We start from the raw sequence: 22,004 nt of genomic DNA, 5'->3' as shown, positions 1-22,004 counted from the left end.
AAAAATCTCTAAAGCGTTCATCCACCCTTTAATATCAAGGGTTTCCAACATTTTAGAGATTTATTTGCGTTACTATTTAACGTCCTGAGAGGGATTCGAACCCCCGACCGACGGCTTAGAAGGCCGTTGCTCTATCCAGCTGAGCTATCAGGACAAATGGCACTGTCTTTTCAACAGCCAAATACCATTTTATGTTTAAATCGCTTGTTTGTCAATGGTTTTCTTTAAGTTATTGCATTTTTTCTTTTTCGGGTGTCTTTTGACCTAGTTGTGCTTGATTAATGGGAATGTTTGGGTTAGGTCTGTTAGTTCGTTGTCGTCCCGGTCCATGAAGCGTACTTGGATGCCTTCTGGTGTGGAATCGATGAGCGCATAAGTTTTGATGCGGATGCGGCCTCTTGGTAAGGAGATGCTTCCTGGGTTTAAAATGATTGTGTCGTCTAGCATTTCTGCACCTAGTTCATGAGAATGACCGAAGAAGGCGAAATCCGCGTTTAGTTCCCGTGCACGATATCGTAAATTCATGAGTGTCATCTTGATGTTATAGAGATGTCCGTGTGTGGTTAAAATGCGGTAGCCGTCTACTTCTCCTACCCAATCATTTGGAAAGCCGCCACCAAAATCACAGTTGCCTCGAACAGTATGAAATCCCTGAATCGCAGGATCGTCAGCTTCTAATTCAGAATCCCCACAATGAATCATCGCATCGACTGTATTTTCGTATTTTTCTTTAAGATGTATTAAACAGTCACGTTCTGAGTGGCTGTCGCTAACTACTAATAATTTCATTTTGTTTCCTCCCCCGTGATACTGTTACTTATTTTCTCACTTTTTGGTTACTTTTTCTACTACTTCTGTTAAATCTTTTTCTAGTTGTTTAATCGCATTTGCACGGTGGCTGATTTCGTTCTTTTTCTCTGCTGGAATTTCTGCCATCGTAAGACCAAAATCTGGTAAGAAAAATAGTGGATCATAACCGAAGCCATTTGTTCCGCAAAGCTGTTCTGCGATAACGCCTTCTACTTCCCCTGTGTAAAAAGATGTTTTCTCAGAAGGTGTGGCTACAGCAAGTGTGCAGTGGAAACGAGCGGTTCTTTTAGCTGGTTCAACGCCTTCTAAATTTTTAAGTAGTTTTTCGTTATTTTTGGCATCATCGTGCGCGACACCTGCATAGCGTGCGGAATAGACGCCAGGAGCTCCGTCAAGCGCGTCTACAATCAATCCAGAGTCATCAGCAATAACTGTTTGGTTTAACAAGCTAGCGACCGTTTCGGCTTTAAGAGCGGCATTTTCAGCAAAGGTTGTGCCAGTTTCTTCAATTTCACCAATTTCTGGAAAATCTGCTAATGTGGCAACTTCGATATTAAATTTGGCAAAGATTTTTTCGAATTCTTTTGCTTTCCCTTTATTTGCGGTGGCAATAATAATTTTACTCATTTCTTATTCTCCTTTAATCCGCGCTGTGACTTTTTCTCCAAGTGTTTCTTTTTGGATTTCGATTAGTTCGCTAATGCCTTTTTTCCCTAGTGCAATCAGTTCGGCAAGTTCGGCTTCGGAAAAAGTAGCTTCTTCGCCAGTTCCTTGCAGTTCTACGAAGGCGCCGCTGCCAGTCATGATAATATTCATGTCTACTTGCGCTGCGCTATCTTCTACGTAGTTCAGGTCAAGCACGGTGCCGCCTTCTTCTAAAACACCGACACTTGTTGCTGCTAGAAAATCTTTAACAGGAAATTTAGTAAATGGTGTTTCTTCGTCTAATTTGGCAATCGCCATAACCATTGCGATAAATGCGCCAGTGATAGAAGCTGTACGTGTGCCGCCATCTGCTTGGATAACGTCACAATCAAGCCAAATCGTTCTTTCGCCAAGTGCGTCCAAATCAACAACTGCACGGAGCGCACGCCCGATTAAACGTTGAATTTCCATTGTTCGGCCGGTTACTTTACCTTTCGAGGATTCACGGATGTTACGTGTGTTTGTTGCACGTGGTAGCATCGAATATTCAGCAGAAATCCAGCCGCGGCCTTCTCCTCGCATAAATGGTGGTACTTTTGTTTCCACGCTTGCAGAACAGATAACTTTTGTATTTCCAGATGCAATTAAAACTGAACCTTCTGGATGCATTAAATAATCTGGTGTTACTTCGATATTTCGTAATGCGTTACTTTCTCTTCCATCAAATCTCATTATGGGCACCTCTTATTTTCCTAATTTAATATGTTCTACAGTCATATCTGGCATATTTAACCAGTCTTTTGCAATATCTTTAAAAATTTGTGTCGAACCCGTAGTGAAAAAACGGTGCTCGATTTCTTCATCTGTAGCATCTAATAAATTATGATAATCCAGTAAGGCGCTGACTTCACTTGCAGTTTCTTCTCCGGAGTTAATAACGGCAACACCATCTCCCATGAAGTTCTCGATAATTGGTTTTAAAAGTGGGTAATGTGTACAACCCAAAATCACCGTATCAATATTAGTACTTTTCAGTGGTAAAAGTGATTCGGCTACTACTTTTTTGGCAATCGCACTCTTATATTCGCCTGATTCTACGACAGATACAAATTTGGGACATGCGAGTGAATCTACTTCTACCCGGCGATTTAGTCCTTTCAGTGCTGTTGGATATGCCATACTTTCGACGGTACCGAGTGTTCCTAGTACGCCAATTTTATTGTTTCTTGTTGCTTTGAGTGCTGCTCTCGAACCTGGTTGAATAACGCCTATAACAGGGATATCCAGTTTTTCGCGAATGTCATATAAAGCTGCTGCTGTTGCTGTATTACATGCAATAACGAGCATTTTGATGCCACGATCTACTAGAAAATTAGTCATTTCCCAAGTAAATCTAGCTACTTCTTCTTTGTCGCGTGGTCCATAGGGGCAACGTGCGGTGTCACCTAAATAATATACTTGTTCATGGGGTAGCTGTTTTAGCACTTCTCGCACTACTGTCAAACCGCCTACTCCCGAATCAATAAAGCCAATAGCTTGTTTCACAGTCTCGCCTCAATTTCTTTATTAATTTCCATTTTTTTATCTATACCTTCCATTTTCTTATTTTTTCGGTTTTTTCGCAAGTCTTTTTTGAGAAAAAAGGTTTTTTATGGAAATTTATTTATTGTGCTTTCCATTTTAGGGTGATTTTGGTTATAATGGTGTATGAAAGTGGGGTATCCGAAATGACAGAAAAAGAACAGAATCAATACGAGGAAAAAGCACTCGTTCCAAGCTTTGGTTTAGATTTACTACGAGATTATTTAATTCCTGAAATACTTGGAGATGAAGCGCCTCACATTATGTACTGGGCAGGAAAAGATTTAGCACGCAAATTTCCACTTGGTTCCCTAGAAGAGATTGCTGAATTCTTTGAAGAAGCTTCTTGGGGCGGATTTAGTATTTTAAAGGAAAAGAAAGATGAACTACGCTTACTTTTAGAAGGCGAAATGGTTACCGCTCGTTTTAACGCGCAAGAAGAACCTACTTTTAGACTAGAAGCTGGTTTTATTGCCGAACAATTGCAATCACAGAAAAAACTGTACACAGAAAGTTACGACGAAATTGACAAACGAAAAAAACAAGTAACGATCATTGTTAAATGGGATCGTAAAGAAACGATTGATAACGAAGAACGCTACTAAAAGGATAAGCTTGCGGCTACAAAGGAAGAATTTACTTTGTGACTGCAAGCTTATTTTTTATTTATCTAATTCAAATTGATCATGTAAGACTTGCGCGGCTTCGACCATTTTACGCGCAGGTACAACGGTGGAAACTTTGATTTCGGATGTGCTAATCATTTTAATTGGAATATTGTTTTCGGTTAGCGCCTCGAACATTTGCGCAGCTACACCAGGATTGCTTACCATTCCAGAGCCAACAATCGATACTTTCGCTAAGTCTTGCTCGGATTCTAGTTTTTCGATTTGAAGTAACTCTTTGCTTTCTTCTAAAACAGTGAGTGTTGCTAAAAGCGCGCTTGTTTTGATAGTGAAGGATAGATTGCCGTGACCTAGGCCAGTAATTCCTTGGATGATAATATCTACATCAATATTATTTTCCGCTAATTTTGTAAAGACTTTGGACACTCGCATCGCTTCTTTTTGTTTCCAGTGGATAGTTACACGGGTGATTTGGTCTTCAAAAGCGATTCCACGGACTACTTTGGTATTTTCCATTGTTAAATCCTCCTCGATCATTGTTCCTGGTTCTTGTTCGTGACTTGCTCGTACTTCGAGCGGAATCCGGAAATTTTTGGCATATTCAACGGAGCGCGGATGTAAAACTCCGGCGCCAAGATTGGCTAATTCTAACATTTCATCATAAGTGATTTGTTCTAGTTTTTGGGCTTTTTTGACGTAGCGTGGGTCGGTTGTGAATACCCCAACAACGTCCGTGCAAATCGCGCACTTGTCTGCTTTAAGAGCGGATGCGATGGCGACTGCGGTTGTGTCTGAACCACCTCGACCGAGTGTAGTAATCTCGCCGTCTGTAGTTAGACCTTGGAAACCAGCAACAACCACGATTTGTCCCGCATCAAGTGCTGCTTCAATTCGTGCGCTATCAATATCGGCAATTCTCGCATTACTATGTACAGCTTCTGTTTCAATTCCCGCTTGCCATCCTGTATAGGAAATTGCATCATGCCCTTTTTCTTTTAATGTCATCGCAAGTAGTGCAATCGTGATTTGTTCCCCGGTAGAAAGTAGCATATCCATTTCGCGTTTATCTGGCGCCTCGCTAATTTCTTCCGCCATTGCGACTAATTTGTCGGTTGATTTCCCCATTGCGGAAACGACGACGATGACTTTATTTCCTTGCTTTTTTTCATAAATGGCTTGATCTGCTGTTTTTCCGATTTTATCCACGGTACTCACAGAAGTTCCACCAAATTTTAATACGACTAGTCCCAATCTCGTTCCCCCCTGCCTTTTAGTTCTTTTTTTATCAATGGTTTTATTTTAGCGCATTTGTGTGTTGAAGGGAAGTTTATTATATACAAGTCTTCTTCAAAATTTATATTTCACATTATTCTAAAAGCTGAGTTATAGAATATTCTTTATTTAATTAAAAAATATCTTTGTTATTTCCTTTGTTGTAAAAACACCTCTAACATTTTCTTTACTGGCAAACTAGCATTTTTTAGTAAATTTTCTGCTTTTTTGATAACCACTTTATCTGAATAAATCAAGTTTTTATATGGCTCTTTATCAAATGAACGCAATGAATCTAACGCATATTCCACTACTTCATCATTTTCATTGATTAAATCTAGTAATAAATTAAACCCATTCATAGCTGCATCTTCATCAATACAGTAAGCCAACCTAATTTTATACTTATCATCTTTGCTTTTTAATTCCTGTATTAAGCTTTTCCAATCATCTTCCGTGAATTTATTTAACAATTCTCGCACATATATAAATTCGTCATCAAAAAAGTAATTGTCGGAACTATTATCAGTTAAAACTTCATTTGCTTTTTTATACAATATTTTTCTCCTCCTTTTGCTCAGCTATTTGCTTCCATTTATCTTTACTCTCGATAAATACTTAAAAATTAATTTCTCAACTAATAGAACAAAACACCAATAACTCAAAAGTCATTGGCGTTCATCATTTTGGAATAAGTAGTTTTAATCTTATCCTGTTTAATAATTAAAGGTAAAAAATCATTTCTGCTCTGTATTCTTCGCCCTTTCATTGAACGCTGTGATATGTTTATGCACTTCTTCTGCTACATTCAGTGGGACGCCAGCTTCTTTAATTTCTTCTATAGATGCTTCTTTTAATTTTTTCATGGAGCCAAAGTGTTTAAGTAGTTTTTTCTTGCGACCGGGTCCTACGCCTGGGATGCCGTCAAGTATGGACTGGAAGCCGGTTTTGCTGCGTAGTTGGCGGTGAAATGTGATCGCGAAACGATGGACTTCATCTTGCATTCGCTGTAGTAAATAGAATTCTTGGCTATTTCTTTCCAGTGGGATGATTTCCAGTGGATCGCCGAATAATAATTGACTAGTTCGGTGTTTGTCATCTTTTGCAAGTCCGGCTACTGGAATATCTAAGCCGAGTTCGTTCGTTAAGACGTCTTTGGCGCTATCGATTTGTCCTTTACCGCCATCAATTAATATTAAATCTGGCATTGGTAAGCCTTCTTTGAGGACGCGCCAGTAGCGACGGCGGATGACTTCGCGCATTGTTGCATAGTCGTCTGGGCCTTCTACGGTTTTGATTTTGTATTTACGGTAATCGTTTTTACTTGGTTTGCCGTCAAGGAATGTGACCATCGCGGAAACTGGGTCTGTGCCGTGAATGTTGGAGTTATCGAATGCTTCCACGCGTGACGGGGTTGGGATTCCCATTGCTTCTCCAAGTCGTTCTACTGCGCCGACTGTGCGTTCTTCATTGCGTTCAAGTAGCATGAATTTTTCGTTTAGAGCAATTTTGGCATTTTTATAAGCTAGTTTTACGAGATCTTTTTTATTTCCGCGTTGTGGAACGATGATTTTCGTATCGGGAACGACTGCTTGCACCGCCTCGCTATCAACATCATTCGGTAAATAAATTTCTTGCGGCGGAATATGGTTGGCTTTTTGATAAAATTGACCAATGAAAGTAAGGAAATCTTCATCAGCATCATTATAAAATGGAAACTGAGAAACGTCGCGCTCAATCAGTTTGCCTTGGCGAATGAAGAACACTTGGACGCACATCCAGCCTTTATCAATGGCGTAACCAAATACATCGCGGTCAACGAAATCGTTCATTGTCATTTTTTGTTTTTCCATCGTTGTTTCGATTGCGTTGATTTGATCGCGGAACTCGCCTGCTTTTTCGAATTCCATATTTTCAGCCGCTTCTTGCATTTTTTTCATTAAATCATTTTTGACGGTTTTATAGCCGCCGTTTAGGAATGCGACTATCTCGTCTTGCATTTCTTTATACTTACTTGCTTCCACGTCAAATACGCACGGGGCAAGGCATTGTCCGAGGTGATAATACAAACATACTTTATTCGGTAACGTGCTGCATTTTCGTAACGGGTATAGGCGGTCTAAAATCCGTTTTACTTCATTGGCAGCGTAGACATTTGGGTACGGGCCGAAATATTTCCCTTTATCTTTCTTTACTTGGCGGGTAATAATTAGGCGCGGATGTCGTTCGTTCGTGATTTTAATAAACGGATAGGTTTTATCATCCTTTAGGCGAATATTAAAACGTGGATCGTGCTTTTTAATTAAATTGATTTCTAGTAGTAAAGCTTCTACGTTGGATGATGTGACGATATATTCAAAATCCACAATTTCTTGGACTAAGCGTTGTGTTTTACTATCGTGTGTCCCTGAAAAATAAGAACGGACACGATTTTTTAAAATTTTTGCTTTCCCAACATAAATAATGGTTCCTTGTCGGTCTTTCATCAAGTAACAACCGGGTTGGTCCGGCAGAAGCGCTAGTTTATTTTGGATATGTTCAGAAGACATTTTATCAACTCCAGTTACACATTTAAAAAGAAGCCTAGAACAAACATTCTAAGCTTCTTTCATTTTAGCATAATTTTAAACGTATTTGTTGATGACTTCATCCAGTTCTTCTTTTGGACGGTAGCCGATAATAGTATCTACTACTTCGCCGTCTTTTTTAATAAGAAGTGTTGGAATGCTCATAACACCAAAGCTTCCTGGTGTTTCTGGGTTTTCATCTACGTCCATTTTGACGATTTTAAGTGCATCGCCGCGTTCTTCTTGTATTTCTTCTAAAACTGGAGCCACCATGCGGCAAGGACCACACCATGTTGCCCAGAAATCTGTTAATACTAAGCCTTCGCTAGTTTCTTGTTCAAATGTTGCATCTGTAATTTCTTTTACCATGATTTAATTCACTCCTTATGACTTTTGTACACACAGTATAGCATTTACGCCTATTTCGAGCCATGTTTTTGCTCAATTGTTTACTTAAACTCAACGATGGTTACGCCGTTTCCGCCTTCTGCTGCTGCACCGAAACGGATTGATTTGACCATGCGATGATTTTTTAGATATTCGGTGACACCAGTTCTGAGTGCGCCGGTTCCTTTACCGTGAATGATGGCTACTTGTGGATATCCAGCGAGCAATGCTTCATCAAGGTATTTGTCGACTTTTTGCAGTGCATCTTCGTAACGTTCGCCGCGCAAATCGAGTTCACTTTTTGCTGGTGATCCGCTACTATGAACCGATGTAATGATGCGTTGTTTTTTCGGTTTTTCTGGTTGGATGTATTCGAGATCAGCGGTTTTGATTTTCATTTTGATGATACCGATTTGGACATTCCATTCTTTATCACTAATTTTGCTTAAAAGGGTACCTTTTTGACCAAGTGATAAGACGCGAACATTGTCGCCATTTTTGAAAACGTGTGGTTTTTGTTTCGGCGCTTGGGGAATGGCTTTGTTGATTGTTTTTGGTTTGGCTTTCCCAAGTCTTGTTTTGGCGTCAATCAGTTCGTGTTCTTTGATTCCGGCTGCTCCATTTAATTGCATCGTGCGCAATTCGTGGATGATTTCTTCGGCCTCAGCTTCTGCTTTTTCGACGATGGTTGCTGCTTTTTGATTCGCTTGTTCGATTAATTTATCTTTTTGTTGATAGTAATTAGAGATTTCTTTTTGTAAATCTTTTAAAAGGGCATCGGCACCGCGCGCTAGTTCATGTGCTTCTTCATATTCTGTTTCTGCTAAGTTACGTTTTTCTTCTAGGCTGGAAATCATATCATTTAAATCGGCGCTTTCGGTATCGACAAGGCTTCTTGCTTCGGTGATGATATTTTCGCTTAAACCTAGGCGACGCGAAATATCAAAGGCATTACTTCGACCGGGTACACCGATTAGTAGTTTGTAAGTCGGACTAAGCGTTTCGACGTTGAATTCAACGGAAGCATTGGTTGCATGAACGCGGTTATATCCATATGCTTTTAATTCAGGATAATGGGTCGTCGCGACAACACTTGCGCCCTTTGCATGGCTGGCATCAAGAATCGCAATCGCTAGTGCCGCACCTTCTTGTGGGTCTGTCCCTGCCCCAAGTTCATCATATAAAATTAATGATTTATGGTTCACTTTTTCTAAAATGGAAACGATGTTCGTCATGTGAGATGAGAACGTACTCAAGCTTTGTTCGATCGATTGTTCGTCGCCAATATCGGCAAAAACATGCTCAAAAACAGCAATGGTGGAATCTTCCTGTGCTGGAATTTGCAAGCCAGATTGTGCCATGAGTGTTAGTAATCCTAACGTTTTTAACGTAATGGTTTTACCCCCTGTATTGGGTCCGGTAATAACAATCGTCGTAAAATCTTCACCTAAATAAATATCATTGGCAACGACTTTAGCTGCATCTAAAAGCGGGTGTCGCGCGGCAATTAAATGCACTACGCCGGTGTCACTTAGATGTGGAGTTACGGCTTTCATCGCTTTACCAAAACGGGCTTTTGCGAAAATAAAATCAAAGCGACCGAGAATAAAGGTATTATGGTGAATTTCGTTAATCCAGCCAGCTAATGAGGCAGAAATTTCGGCAAGAATGCGTTCGATTTCTTGTTTTTCTTTGGCTTGAAGTGCTTTTCGTTCGTTGTTTAAATCTACTACGCTTTGCGGCTCAATGAAGAGCGTTTGACCGGATGCAGATTGGTCATGGACAATCCCGCCGTAATGTCCCTTGTATTCTTGCTTAACTGGGATAACGTAACGATCATTTCGAATCGTAATAACAGCATCGCTCAGCATTTTCGAAGCATTACGATCACGTAAATAAGATTCTAGTTTTTCACGTACGCGGTCTTCTGTCCGGCGTAGTGTCCGGCGAATTGTGCTAAGCGCCTCACTAGCCGTGTCTAGCACTTTCCCGCTTTCATCGACAGAAATTGTAATGTCTTCCTCGACTTCTTTTAATACTAAAAGTTCATCCGAAAGCGCGCCGAGAAGTGGTATTTCAACACCAATTTCGAGCAAATCGTTCATAAAATTCTTCATTTGACGGCTTACGCGCAAGTTGCTACCGATTTGGTAGATTTCAAGTCCATTTAAATCGCCGCCAATTTCTAGGCGTTTCAAATGAGCGAACACGTCTGTTAAACCAGTAATTGGCGCACTTCCCCGTAAACGAATAATTTTGGCTCCTTCTTCTGTTTCAAGTTGCGCTTTTTGAACTACTTGAAAATCGGTAGCTGGAGCGAGTTCCAAAATCGCTTGCTCCCCTAGTGAAGAAGAAGCAAATTCTGTGAGTTGTTTTTTTATTTTATCAAATTCTAAAATGGCTTCTACTTTTTTTTCCATTGGTCATCCTTCTTTTTAAAAGTTATTTATTCTGTAAAAATTGTTTGAATTCAGCCGCTGTTTTCGTATTTAGAATCGCGGATTTATCTAGCCACGCTTTTGTTGCAGCGCGAACACCGATAGACATGAAATCAAGATGTTTCGTGTCGTGCGCATCGGTATTAATGGCAATCGGAACCCCCGCCGCATGTGCCATTTCTAAATGTTCTCGGTTTAAGTCAAGGCGCTGCGGATTGGCATTTAATTCTAGTGCGGTTCCTGTATTTTTCGCTAGTTTGATTAGTTCTTTCATATTAACATGATATGGCTTTCTTTTCACGACAATTCTCCCTGTCGGATGAGCAATCAAGCGCACATATGGATTTTCGCATGCTGTTTTTAGTCGTTTCATGATTTCTTCTTCCGATTGCTGGAAACTGGAATGAATTGACGCAATGACAAAATCCAACTGTTTCAGCGTTTCATCATCAAAATCAAGCGATCCGTCTGCTAAAATATCCATTTCGACGCCAGAATAAACGTCGATTTCTGGATAGTTTGCGGCTATTTTCTTGATTTCCGCTTGTTGTTCCAGCAGTCTTTTTTCATCCAGTCCATTTGCCACACGTAGAAATTTCCCATGATCGGTGATTACCATATATTCATACCCTTTTGCGATACATGCTTCAATCATTTCTGGAATCGCGTAAGCTCCGTCTGACCAAGTGGTATGCATGTGTAAATCACCGCGAATATCGCTTAATTCAAGGAATTTCGTTTCTTTCGTTACACGTTCGATTTCTGTGCCATCGCGGCGAACTTCTGGCGGTAAAAATGGAATATCAAAATGAGCAAAAAAGGCTTTTTCTGAGTCAAAATGGCGCATACTACCATCTTCCTGTTCCACCCCATATTCGCTTATTTTTTCATTCGCTTGTTTCGCTAGCTGGCGCATTTTAATATTGTGGTCTTTGGAACCAGTAAAATGATGCAGTGTCGTTGCGAAAGCTTTCTTTTCTACTAAGCGGAAATCCACCGAAATAGTAATGTTGTCTTCTAGTACAGCTGACACTTTTGTTTCACCGGCTCCAATGACATCTGTAATTAACGGGAAATCCAGCAATGCTTTTTGTACTTCTTCGGTTTTTTCGGTCGCAATGACATAATCAAGATCTTTCACTGTTTCCCGCAATCTCCGTAAACTACCAGCTTGTGCGAAAGTTTCGATTGCAGCAATTTCGGATAAATACGTTTCTACTTTGCGAATGATTGGCAAAACATCATTAAGCGGATAGCGATCAGGCCGTTCACCCATTTCGCGCACAGCTTCTGCCATTTTCTCAGCAGACTTTTTGCCAAATCCTTTTAACGCTTCGATGTGGCCGTTTTCTACTTCTTGAAGTAACGTATCTTTATCGACCACACCAAGTTCGTGATAAAGCCGCGATAATTTCTTACCACCAAGCCCCGGCACATCTAAAAGTGGAACGAGACCAGCGGGTACTTCTTTTTTCAGTTCCACGAGTTCTGGACATTCCCCACTATTTAAATAACGTTGAATAATTTCGCCTGTTGTTTTCCCAATACCGCTAATTTTAGTGAAATCCTCTATTTCCGACAGACTTCTGCTATCTAATTCAATTGCTTGGGCAGCTTTGCGGAAAGCCGATATTTTAAAGCTATTTTCTCCTTTTAATTCCATATAAATAGCAATTTCTTCCAGTAAACGAATAATTTCTTTTTTATTAGTAGCCATCGTTATTCCTCCCGTTCGGTCATTAAAAAATACCAGCGTAATCCTATCCAAAATTGGCTAAGAGTGTACATCTGGTATCGAATGTTTCTTTTATTTTGGCAGAATGTCTGTCATCCAGTCATAAAATTGTTCGGACAAAATTGGCGTGTTCTCGAGCATCCACTGAGCAACCGTAGAGCTGTCAATCAGATTCTCTGACCAATTCGCCGGATAAATTGCCATGATAAACAATACAATAAAAATAAGTAAATAAGACTTAATAACGCCAAAAACAGCTGCTACTAACCCATTAATTTGGCGCAAAACAGGTATTTTTGTTAAGCCGCCAACAAGCGATGCGAGCATATGAACGACAATAATCGCAACAATAAAAATTATCGCAAAGCCGAGTACGTTATAATAAGCTGTTTCCGTTCGTAATTCCTGTAAAATAATAGATAATCCATCTGAAGTATCACTACCTGGATAAGGTATAAAGGTTAAATGGGGCGCTAAATCTTCGTAATATGTATACGAGATAAAAAATGCCAAAATATAACCTAGTAATAATATAAGTTGTTTGATTAGGCCTGTTCTGAAACCTGCAAAAAAGCCAGAAACAAGCAAAATTAAAATAATCGCATTTAAAATCATTGATCTCTTCCTTTGATACGAGCCAGTTCTTGTTCCAACTCTAGATATTTTTGTTCTAGTTTTAAATAATCGTGAGTTGCATTCACAGCTGTCAGTACAGCGAGCCTTCCGCTATCGAGCGCATGATTTTGAGAGCCGATTTCGTGCATTTTTTCATCGACCTCGCGAGCTACTTTTCGTAAGTGGTCTGTTGTTTCTATGCCAACAATTGTATATTCTCTACCGTAAATTGTGGTCACTACTCTATTTCTCTCATTTGCCACGTAAATTCCTCCTCGCCCAAATTCATTTAGGCCGCTACTTGTCATAATCTTATCACGAAAAAGCCCGAAAGAAAAGAGTCAACCACCTGTTTAGCTGATATTCAGTCTTTCGGCGTAGTATGTTACAATAGAACTTTGAAAGGATGATGCCTTATCGCAAATACAGTTATTGTAGTCAATCAATCAACTCTTGAAAAAATGAAACAAACATATCTCCCTTTTTCCAACCCAAAACTCCCACCAGGAGCCGTTTTTGCAGCTAAAAAACCTGGTGTTTCCATTACTGGCTATAAGTCGCGTAAAGTGATGTTCCAAGGAGTAAACGGAGAAGCCGAAGCGAAAAAATGGGTGGCGACCCTACCAGAAGCAAAAGCGAAGTCGCCAAGTGTTTCAAAAGGTGTTCTTCCAGCAAACTTCGCATCAAAAAATGTCATTGGCTCCGATGAAGTCGGCACGGGTGATTTTTTTGGTCCTATTACTGTTTGCGCAGCTTATGTCGATGCGGAAATGATGCCACTTTTAAAAGAACTCGGTGTCAAGGATTCAAAAGCCATGAAAGACCCGGAAATTTGCCGAATCGCCGAGAAAATCATGCCACTTGTTCCGCATAGTGTGCTACTTTGTCCGAATCCGAAATATAACGAATTACAGCAAAGAGGCATGAATCAAGGTCAAATGAAAGCTTTATTACATAACCGAGCGATTGAAAATGTCTTGAAAAAACTAGCGCCAGTGAAACCAGAAGCGATTTTAATTGACCAATTTGCTGAAAAAAATACGTACTATCGTTATTTGGCAAAAGAGCCTAGTATTGTTCGTGAAGATGTCTTTTTTGCAACCAAAGCGGAAGGATTGCATCTCTCGGTGGCAGCGGCTTCGATTATTGCTCGTTATAAATTTGTTCAAGCATTTGATGCGATGTCGAAGGAAGTTGGTATTCCCCTTCCAAAAGGCGCTGGACCTCATGTTGATGCTGTTGCGGCGGAAATCATCGAACGATTTGGAATGGAAACATTAGCAAAATATACAAAACAACATTTTGCTAATACAGAAAAAGCTTTGAAAATTGCTAAAAAATAAGAAAACGCCTCGTCTTTTGTTGACGAGGCATTTTTATTTATATAGAAGGAATTTGCCAATCAATCGGGGTTGCGCCGTTTTGTTCTAAGAATTGATTCGCTTTGGAAAAATGTTGGCATCCCATGAACCCACGTGATGCGGAAAGTGGACTAGGATGAACGGATGTGAAAGCAATGTGGTTCGGGTTAGTTAATAGTTGCAACTTTTCTTTCGCATTATTTCCCCAAAGTAAAAAGACAACTGGCTCTTCTTTTTCGTTAATCATTTCGATAATGCGGTTCGTTAGTATTTCCCAACCTTGCCCGCGGTGCGAATTAGCTTGGCCTGCGCGAACAGTTAATACGGTGTTTAATAGCAATACACCTTGATCCGCCCATGGTATCAAATAACCGTTGTTCGGGATTTCACAATTCAAGTCATTATGTAGTTCCAAATAAATATTTTGTAACGATGGCGGGATTTGCACGCCTTTTTGGACCGAGAAAGAGAGTCCGTGTGCTTGGCCTGGTCCGTGGTATGGGTCTTGGCCGAGTATCACCACTTTTACATCTTTATAAGCTGTGTGTTTTAAGGCATTAAAAATGTCATACATGTCCGGAAATACTTTTTTTGTTTGGTATTCATTTTTTAGGAACTGGCGAAGTTTTAAATAATAAGGTTGGTTAAATTCCTCTTTTAATAACTCATCCCAGTCATTTTCGAGTTTTATCATTTGTATCTTCCTCCTTCATCTCTCCTTACATCTTAGCAAATTAAACTAAAAACCGCACTCCTTTTAAAAAGGAATGCGGTTTGTTAGGCTATTTTTTCGGTGGTACGTTTTCTTGATGGTCGCCTTTTCTTGTGATAAATGGCCACCAGTTGCCTCGTCCGAATAGTTTAACCATAACCGGAACGAAGAGTGGTAGGATAACGACGGCGTAGAGTATTAAACCAATCAGAACCACTGTGGCGATTTCTAGTAAGGATAGCACGCCAGCTGGCATCATTGCGGCGAATGTTCCTCCGAGGATGATAACCGCTGAGAAGATAACGCCACCCATATTTTTCATTGCTTTTATCATTCTGTCGCGTACGGAAAGTCCGTTATATTCGTTAAAGCGGGACATAAGGAATATCGAATAATCGATTCCGAGTGCGACGAGTACAACGAATCCGAAGAACGGGGTTGCCCATGTTAGACCACTGTATCCGAGAATTCGCATAAAGATAATTTCTGCAAAACCAAGGGCCGTAAAGTAAGTTAGGACAAGTGATGCAATGAGGTAAATTGGCATGACGAGTGAACGTAAAACGATGACAAGTGTGACGAATACACTCGCTAGAACGATGACAAGCACTAAATGATAATCGGCTGTCGACATATCTCTTGTATCGTAGTTAACGCTTGTCATTCCTCCAATACCAATTTTGGCATTCTCGAGTTTAGTGCCTTTCATGCTTGCTGCTAATTGATCGTTAATGTCGTCGATGGAATCCATTGCTGCGTTCGAGTATGGATTTTTCGTTAGGACAACATTAATCGTTGCTAGTTTTCCGTCAGAAGAGATATATTGATCTAATACTTTTTGGAAATCAGCATTTTTTAGTAAAGCATCTGGAACGTAAATTCCGGAACTTGCGTATGGTACTTTTGACCAATCGTCAATAAGTCCGTTGGCGGTGTTGAGGCCGCTTTGAACTTTGCCGAGACCATCTGCACCGGAAGTTAAGCCATCTGTGAGTTGCCCCATTTGACCGCTAATACCAGCAAATCCTTCTTTTAAAGCCCCTTGGCCAGCTGCGATTTGGCTAAGTGCATTGGAAATTTCAGGCATTTTGGAAATGACTTGACCTTGACCGTCCGCAGCTTGGTTTAGCCCGGTTTCTAATTGAGCCAGTCCTGTTTCGATTTGACCAAGTCCTGCGCCAAATGCGCTAAGGCCATCAGAAATTTGTTTCGATTGCTGATTTAATTGGTTCATAGCAGTTGCTAGTTGTTGAATGCCTTGATTTAGTTCTTTCATTTTTGCTTGAAGTGCAGCCATTTGTTTCCCGGCAGCTGTTTTCAAGTCATTTCCAGCTGTTTCTAAGCCTTGGATATCTGCGGCTAGTTTTTGGAATTTCGGATCATTTCGTACTTCTGGATGTGCGGCTGCGAAAGCTTGGAAAGATGCGCCGATTTGTTTAAATTGTGCTTCTAGTTTGGATGTATCGATTGCTTGAGAGTTCGGGTTTTCAAAGCCTTTTAATTGATTAGCTACATTTTGTAAGTTTTTTTGAATTTCAGCGTAACCTGCTTGGATTTGTGCTTCGCCGTTTTGAAGCGTTGCTAGTTGTGATTTGGCTTGAGCTACGCCTTGTTTTAGATCGCCTGCGCCAGTTGCGCCGCTTTCAATACCTGTTTGGATTTGTGCGAGTGCAGTTTGAAGTTGGTTGATACCTTCTTGTGTCGCAACAGTACCTTTTTGTAAATCGCCAACGCCAGCAACGGCTTTATTTAGAGCGGGCTCAGATTTTTCCAGTTCAGAACTAGCAGAATCCAACCCTTTTTTCACTTGTCCGACGCCATCAGTTGCTTGACCAACACCGTCACTGACTTGTCCGGCTTGGTTTTTAATGTAAATATCATCGACACGTTTCCCGGCTGGACGTGAGGCGCTCATGACCATATCAATACCTTTTAAATGAGATAAATCATCGGAAATTTTTTCGATTTGCGCGATGTAATCTGTTGTTCGCATGTTATCATCATTTTCGATAAAGATTTGTGTTGGCGCGACTTGCCCTGCTCCGAAACTGTCAGAAACGATTTCAAAGCCTTTTTTCGATGGGTATTTATCGCTAATTTCATCTAGTGAGTTGAATGATTCTGTTCCTGTGTGGAGTAAAATCGGTGGTAACGTGATAGCCGCGACGATTAGTAGTGCAATCCATGGTCTCGCAAAGGTGAATTTACCAGCCGCTCCCCAAAGTTTATTTTCTTTATGGCTAATATTTTTATTTAATGGCCAGAATAAATGTGTTCCGAGTGTGCTCATAAAGAATGGCACAAGCGTGTAAAGTGCGGCAAGTAACACGACAATGCCGACGCCAACTGCTACTGCGGAACGATATAAATCGAATTGAACGAAATAAAGGGAAGTAAAAGCAACAAGAACAGCTACGCCACTATAAATGACTGTTTTTCCGGCTGTACGATAAGTTGCATGAACTGCTTCACGTGGATCCAGCCCTGCCCCCATTTCTTCTTTAAATCGACTCATTAGGAGAATACAATAGTCAGTTCCAATCCCGAACATAATACAGACCATAAATATCTGCGTATAGGTGGAAACTGGAAAATTAAAGAGGTCAATTAAGAATGCTACGGTGCTTTGCGCTACGAGATAACTAATCCCAACTGTTATTAACGGGATAAACGGCGCCACAGCAGAGCGGAATACTAGGAACAATACAACTAAAATAAAGACTACGGTGATGCCCTCTGTTTTATGTAAACCGTCTTCGGAACCTTGGACAACATCTTCTTGAATGAGTTTGTTTCCGGTTAAGTATGTGTCAACGCCCTTTACATCCATTTTTTTGTCTAAAGCGTTACGAATGCTTTTAACAGAGGCGTCTGTATCATCTACAGTTAAGCTTGCCACTAGTGTTTTACCATCTTTTGATAAAAATTTATCTTTTAATTCTGGCTGGTTGAAGCTTGATACCACATTGGTTACGTGGAGATCTTTTTTATCTTTTTCGATAGAGTCTAGTGATTTTTCGATATCGTTTAATTCTGTTCCAGTTAACTTGTTCTCAGAAGTGTAAACAGCGATGTAAGCAGAACCTTTGTCGTCTGGATTATGTTTCTTTTGCATTTCTGTTGCTAGTGATGACGGGTAGCCATCGGGCAGTTTTAATTCGCCTTTTTCGCGTACAAGATCTGCCATGGGTGGTGCAATAAACATTAGTACGACTGCTGCTGCAAGCCAAAATGCTAAAATGGCCCAGCGGAGTTTCATAATCCATTTCATGCCAAATCTCTCCTTTTATTTTTTAGGTTCGACAACTGATTTGGTAATTTTCTGAAATAGTTCAAAGAAGTGTTCGCTGTCTTTTTCCCCTAGAATCTCGAGCCATTCGTTCACGAGTAACTCTAATTGTTTTTCGCACGCTTCGTAAACGTTATTCCCTTTTTCTGAGATAGTTAAAACTATGGCGCGTTTATCTTGTTGATTTCGTTTCCGCCTAATGTAACCTTTGTCTACTAGTTTTTTTAGTTTGGGTGTAATCGCGCTTTTATTGACGGATAAAGTGGCCGCAAGTTCCGTGGCGCTAATTCCATCGTAAGCTGCAATTTCCCGCAACACAAAAAATTGTTCAATTGACAAATCAACGGTATTGGTTGATATTTCGGAAATAGCTTGATGTATATGTGTCATAGCGAATATGTAGGTTTGTTGGTAACTCTTTATTAGTTGTTTGACTTTTTGCCTTTCCAAATAAAGTTCACCCCCTTAACTATTTTCCAGTTTAAGCTTTATTTATTTTGAAGTCAAACAAAAAGAACTTGCCGCAAAAGCAAGTTCTTTTCCTCATTATTCTACTGATTTTAATGCTTCAATCATGTCAATTCGTTTGAGTTTAATGTGCATCACGACCATTACCACGGTTGCAAAAACAAGCGTGAGAATGCCAGAAAATAGATAGCTTGTCCAACTAATCGCTGGGCTAAACATCATTTGGTCAACTTCTGCGGTAGTAATTATAAAACGGTGCAAGAAGAAGCCAAGCACGAATCCCGTCACAATTCCCATTAAGGTTAAAATAATATTTTCTCGGTAGACATACATCGTCACTTCTTTTGGATAAAATCCGAGTACTTTGATGGTGGAAAGTTCGCGAATACGTTCGGATACATTGATATTGGTTAGGTTGTATAGAACGACAAATGCGAGTAGCGCGGCCGATGTAATTAGCACAACGATAACGATATTTAAACTATCGAGTGTATCCGTCAACATCGAGCTCACATTATTAGAAAAAGTAACATTGAGAACAGCTTTACTGTCTGTTAATTTCTCCGCAAAATCGCTTTCCACTTTTTCAGAAGTATCTTTTAACATTAATAAATCTAAATTGTAAACTGGTTTTTCTTTAAAAATTTGCTGATAATACGTTGGTGTCATGTAAATATAGTGTAATGCGTAATTTTCGGTAATAGCACTCACTTTTATTTGGAATTTATCATTTTCAGCGTTTTTAACTGTAATCGTATCGCCTGGTTTTACATCGAAAAGTTTGGCCAGTTTTTCGCTGATGATTGCGCCATCGTCTGTAAGTTTTTCTGTCGTATGACTGGCGCGGTCGCGTAAAACAATATAATTTGGTAACTCGTTTAAATTCTTAGGCACAATAATCGATGTGGCTTGCGCGGACTGCCCCGCTTTCACCGTGTCGATATTCGTTTGTGACATCGCCAGTTTACTTTTGATATTGGAATCATCCATTAGCTCATCAAAAGTTTCTTTGGCTGTCGGTGGTGCGCTCATATCTTGATAGACAGCGGCATCGTATTTCATAATTTGCCCATATTGCATTTTAGCGATATCACTAATGGAATTACGAAGACCAAAGCCTGTCAGAATTAACGCTGTACATCCAGCTACACCAAGAACGGTCATTAACATCCGTTGTTTATAGCGGAATAAATTTCTAGCGGTTACTTTACTTGTAAAATTCATTCGTTTCCAAATAAATTGTATCCGTTCTAAGAAAATACGTTTTCCGATTTTTGGTGCTTTCGGGCGCATTAAAGTGGCGGCATTGGCCCGAAGTTCTGCTCGACAAGCTACATAAGCTGTAAATGTGGTGCAGAATAAAGCGACAAATAAGGATAGCAAACTATAGCTCCAGTAGAAGCCAATATCAACTGGCGGCATTTCATACATCGATTTATAGGCGTTAAAAATGATATTCGGGAAAAACTGGAAGCCAATCAATATTCCGAGCACACTTCCAATCACACTTGCGATGGAACCATAAACGAGGTATTTTAAAATAATGCTTCCATTAGAATAACCAAATGCTTTTAACGTTCCTATCTGTGTTCTTTGTTCTTCTACCATACGCGTCATCGTTGTTAAACAAACGAGCGCAGCGATTAGGAAAAAGAAAATCGGGAATGCAGTTGATAAAGAAGTTAGTCTGTCGGCATTTTCTTTGTATTCGCTATAACCCGGATTATCATTACGATCTAATACATAATACTTGGGAAGTTCGAGCGTATCTAATTTTTCTTGACCGATTTTAACTTCTTTTTCAGCACTTGCTAGTTTTGGTTCTGCTTTTTGTTTTTCAGTTGTGAATAACGCTAGATTTTTTTCGTATGCTGCTTGACCGGCGTTTAATTTGGCAAGTGCGTTTTGTAGTTCTGTTTCGCCTGTTTCTTTGCCGGCAGCTAGTTGCGTTTTTGCTACAGCGAGTTTTTTAGTTCCGGCTTGGTATTTTGCTAAGCCTGCTTCGTAAGTCGCTTTTGGTCCTTGAAATGCTTGTTTTTTAGCGGCTAAAGCTTGTTGAGCTTGTTCTAACTTTTGCTTTTCTCCATCTAAAGCTACTCGCGCTTCTTGGTATTTATTTTCAAAAGTAGGCATACAACTAAGCATAAATTCCATTTCAGCGCGCCATTCATTATTGAGATGACCGTATCCTGCTTCATAATCATATATAAATAGACTCAGTACCGAATCAAAACCATTTCGTTCTTTCTCAGTAAGTTTCAAACCTTTTGCAATAGAATCAAATGGGTAAAGCAAGATATCCCTATCCATCTCTTCAGCTGATAAACGATGCACTTGAGATCTTTCTATGACACTTCTCGTATTTTTCAAATAGCTATTGGTTCTATTCAAAAAGTTATTCGCATCTGTCCATGCTGCTTGTCCTTGTTTCAATTCTTTTTCTGCTTGATTAATTGCTGCTTCGCCTTGACTAATTTGTGTTTTGGCGGCATCTAATTGTTTTTTCGCGCTAGCTAGTTCTGCTTCTCCGCTGCGGATCTCTGCCTCCCCTTGGCTAATTTTAGCATCGTAGCTTTTTTTCGCAGCTTCATACTCGGAAAAGCCGACATCTAACTGTGCTTTCGCGTCCGCTAGTTTCGCTTCGTTCGTTTGTAGTTCTGCTTTTCCTTGATTAATTTCTTTCGTTGCATCGTTTATTTTCTGTTGTTCGGTTGCTTTTATTTTTTCTAAACGTTTTTCTGGTTGATTTTTCAAGGCTGTTTCGATGTTATCTTTATCTTTTTCTTCATTAGATAGGTACGCATCACTAAAAGCTTTCTCAGATGCTAAATTAGTGAACGTTAAATTGGCGATAGTATATTCTGGTAGCGCAAAGTCTTGCTCTTGGATAACACCGAATGCTTCGGTTTTTCCTTTGCCGACTGTGCTTGCGCCGCGTTCTGACTTTTGGATGTAGGCTGGTGACTGGACGAAACCAACTACTTTATAGGTTGATTCTTTTAATGTACCCGTCAGCTTATTTCCGTCATTTTTGACAAAAGTTACTTTATCGCCTAGTTGGACGTTTTCATGGATAAGCTTATTGTTATCCAAGGCAATTTCACCAGACTTTTCAGGCAAACGACCTGTCACTACTTTATATTTATTAAGCTGATTATCCGCCTTCATAGAATATAACTTAGTAACGATATTTTTGTCTTGCATCAAGGTGTCCACTGTATAGCCGAGTTCCACTTGCTTCACGCCGTCCACTTTTTCTAGTGCTTGCTTGTCAGTTTGATCAATTCCATAAGTCGATTGTACGTTGAAATTGGCTAGATTATACTTATTGAAATAATTGTCGGCGGTTAAAAGCATATCCGGCCCAGTTGCTTTTAGTCCAGAGAAAAAAGCAACCCCAAGCATAATAAGCATGAAAATTGAAATAAATCGGCTTTTCGAACGCCATATTTCACGGTAGATATCTTTCCATAATGCTGAACGTTTCACAGGCTGCTC

General features: G+C 40.0%; 18 protein-coding genes and 1 tRNA gene. 2 read left to right on the top strand and 17 right to left on the bottom strand.

The window, feature by feature from the left end:
- Window positions 1-80 precede the first annotated feature (80 nt).
- From HCJ30_RS04970 to racE, 5 genes are all read right to left on the bottom strand, one after another.
- Window positions 81-154 (bottom strand) — tRNA-Arg (locus HCJ30_RS04970).
- 110 nt (window positions 155-264) lie between these two features.
- Complete coding sequence (locus HCJ30_RS04965; protein WP_008947599.1) at window positions 265-789, bottom strand: metallophosphoesterase; 525 nt, start codon at window positions 787-789, stop codon at window positions 265-267.
- Between the two features lie 36 nt (window positions 790-825).
- The gene (locus HCJ30_RS04960) at window positions 826-1,437 is read right to left on the bottom strand and encodes an XTP/dITP diphosphatase (protein WP_185391201.1); all 612 of its coding nucleotides are present in this window, start codon (window positions 1,435-1,437) and stop codon (window positions 826-828) included.
- A gap of 3 nt (window positions 1,438-1,440) precedes the next feature.
- Window positions 1,441-2,187: a ribonuclease PH gene (gene rph / locus HCJ30_RS04955; protein WP_008947596.1), complete on the bottom strand. Its 747-nt coding sequence runs from the start codon at window positions 2,185-2,187 to the stop codon at window positions 1,441-1,443.
- A 12-nt stretch (window positions 2,188-2,199) separates the two neighbouring features.
- Entirely contained in the window at window positions 2,200-3,000 is an 801-nt protein-coding gene (gene racE, locus HCJ30_RS04950) for a glutamate racemase (protein WP_008947595.1), read from the bottom strand.
- Window positions 3,001-3,146: 146 nt separating this feature from the next.
- On the opposite strand from racE, the gene HCJ30_RS04945 reads away from it, so the two are divergent.
- Window positions 3,147-3,641, top strand: coding sequence for a YslB family protein (locus HCJ30_RS04945; RefSeq protein ID WP_185391200.1), 495 nt, complete (start codon window positions 3,147-3,149; stop codon window positions 3,639-3,641).
- 57 nt (window positions 3,642-3,698) lie between these two features.
- On the opposite strand, the gene HCJ30_RS04940 is transcribed toward HCJ30_RS04945, so the two are convergent.
- The 8 genes from HCJ30_RS04940 to zapA form a co-directional block, all read right to left on the bottom strand.
- Window positions 3,699-4,913 (bottom strand): aspartate kinase, encoded by a 1,215-nt coding sequence (locus tag HCJ30_RS04940; RefSeq protein WP_185391199.1) that lies wholly within the window; start codon window positions 4,911-4,913, stop codon window positions 3,699-3,701.
- Window positions 4,914-5,083: 170 nt separating this feature from the next.
- Window positions 5,084-5,491 carry a hypothetical protein gene (locus HCJ30_RS04935; RefSeq protein WP_185391198.1) on the bottom strand — a complete coding sequence of 136 codons (408 nt, stop codon included), beginning with the start codon at window positions 5,489-5,491 and terminating at the stop codon, window positions 5,084-5,086.
- Between the two features lie 180 nt (window positions 5,492-5,671).
- Window positions 5,672-7,483 carry an excinuclease ABC subunit UvrC gene (gene uvrC, locus HCJ30_RS04930; RefSeq protein ID WP_185391197.1) on the bottom strand — a complete coding sequence of 604 codons (1,812 nt, stop codon included), beginning with the start codon at window positions 7,481-7,483 and terminating at the stop codon, window positions 5,672-5,674.
- Between the two features lie 75 nt (window positions 7,484-7,558).
- Window positions 7,559-7,870 carry a thioredoxin gene (trxA, locus tag HCJ30_RS04925; RefSeq protein WP_003747179.1) on the bottom strand — a complete coding sequence of 104 codons (312 nt, stop codon included), beginning with the start codon at window positions 7,868-7,870 and terminating at the stop codon, window positions 7,559-7,561.
- Window positions 7,871-7,950: 80 nt separating this feature from the next.
- Window positions 7,951-10,308, bottom strand: a complete 2,358-nt coding sequence (locus HCJ30_RS04920) for an endonuclease MutS2 (RefSeq protein ID WP_185391196.1) — start codon at window positions 10,306-10,308, stop codon at window positions 7,951-7,953.
- A gap of 22 nt (window positions 10,309-10,330) precedes the next feature.
- Window positions 10,331-12,043, bottom strand: a complete 1,713-nt coding sequence (gene polX / locus HCJ30_RS04915) for a DNA polymerase/3'-5' exonuclease PolX (protein WP_185391195.1) — start codon at window positions 12,041-12,043, stop codon at window positions 10,331-10,333.
- Between the two features lie 90 nt (window positions 12,044-12,133).
- The gene (locus tag HCJ30_RS04910; protein ID WP_185391194.1) at window positions 12,134-12,676 is read right to left on the bottom strand and encodes a CvpA family protein; all 543 of its coding nucleotides are present in this window, start codon (window positions 12,674-12,676) and stop codon (window positions 12,134-12,136) included.
- Entirely contained in the window at window positions 12,673-12,939 is a 267-nt protein-coding gene (gene zapA, locus HCJ30_RS04905; protein WP_008947586.1) for a cell division protein ZapA, read from the bottom strand. Before zapA ends, HCJ30_RS04910 begins: the two co-directional genes overlap by 4 nt.
- 153 nt (window positions 12,940-13,092) lie before the next feature.
- Between zapA and rnhC the strand changes: the two genes are divergently transcribed.
- Complete coding sequence (gene rnhC / locus HCJ30_RS04900; protein ID WP_185391595.1) at window positions 13,093-14,019, top strand: ribonuclease HIII; 927 nt, start codon at window positions 13,093-13,095, stop codon at window positions 14,017-14,019.
- Window positions 14,020-14,056: 37 nt separating this feature from the next.
- Here rnhC and HCJ30_RS04895 read toward each other — a convergent pair whose 3' ends face one another.
- From HCJ30_RS04895 to HCJ30_RS04880, 4 genes are all read right to left on the bottom strand, one after another.
- Window positions 14,057-14,731 carry a uracil-DNA glycosylase gene (locus HCJ30_RS04895; protein WP_185391193.1) on the bottom strand — a complete coding sequence of 225 codons (675 nt, stop codon included), beginning with the start codon at window positions 14,729-14,731 and terminating at the stop codon, window positions 14,057-14,059.
- A gap of 88 nt (window positions 14,732-14,819) precedes the next feature.
- Window positions 14,820-18,020, bottom strand: coding sequence for an MMPL family transporter (locus HCJ30_RS04890; protein ID WP_185391192.1), 3,201 nt, complete (start codon window positions 18,018-18,020; stop codon window positions 14,820-14,822).
- Between the two features lie 15 nt (window positions 18,021-18,035).
- Window positions 18,036-18,488, bottom strand: coding sequence for a MarR family winged helix-turn-helix transcriptional regulator (locus HCJ30_RS04885; RefSeq protein WP_185391191.1), 453 nt, complete (start codon window positions 18,486-18,488; stop codon window positions 18,036-18,038).
- Window positions 18,489-18,584: 96 nt separating this feature from the next.
- Window positions 18,585-21,995 (bottom strand): FtsX-like permease family protein, encoded by a 3,411-nt coding sequence (locus HCJ30_RS04880; protein WP_185391190.1) that lies wholly within the window; start codon window positions 21,993-21,995, stop codon window positions 18,585-18,587.
- Window positions 21,996-22,004 lie beyond the last annotated feature (9 nt).

Origin of the sequence: Listeria cossartiae subsp. cossartiae (assembly GCF_014224155.1) — a bacterium.
In the GTDB taxonomy this organism is placed as follows: Bacteria; Bacillota; Bacilli; order Lactobacillales; family Listeriaceae; genus Listeria; species Listeria cossartiae.
The sequence above is the reverse complement of the archived record's forward strand: the minus strand, read 5'-3'. Positions and strand labels throughout refer to the sequence as shown.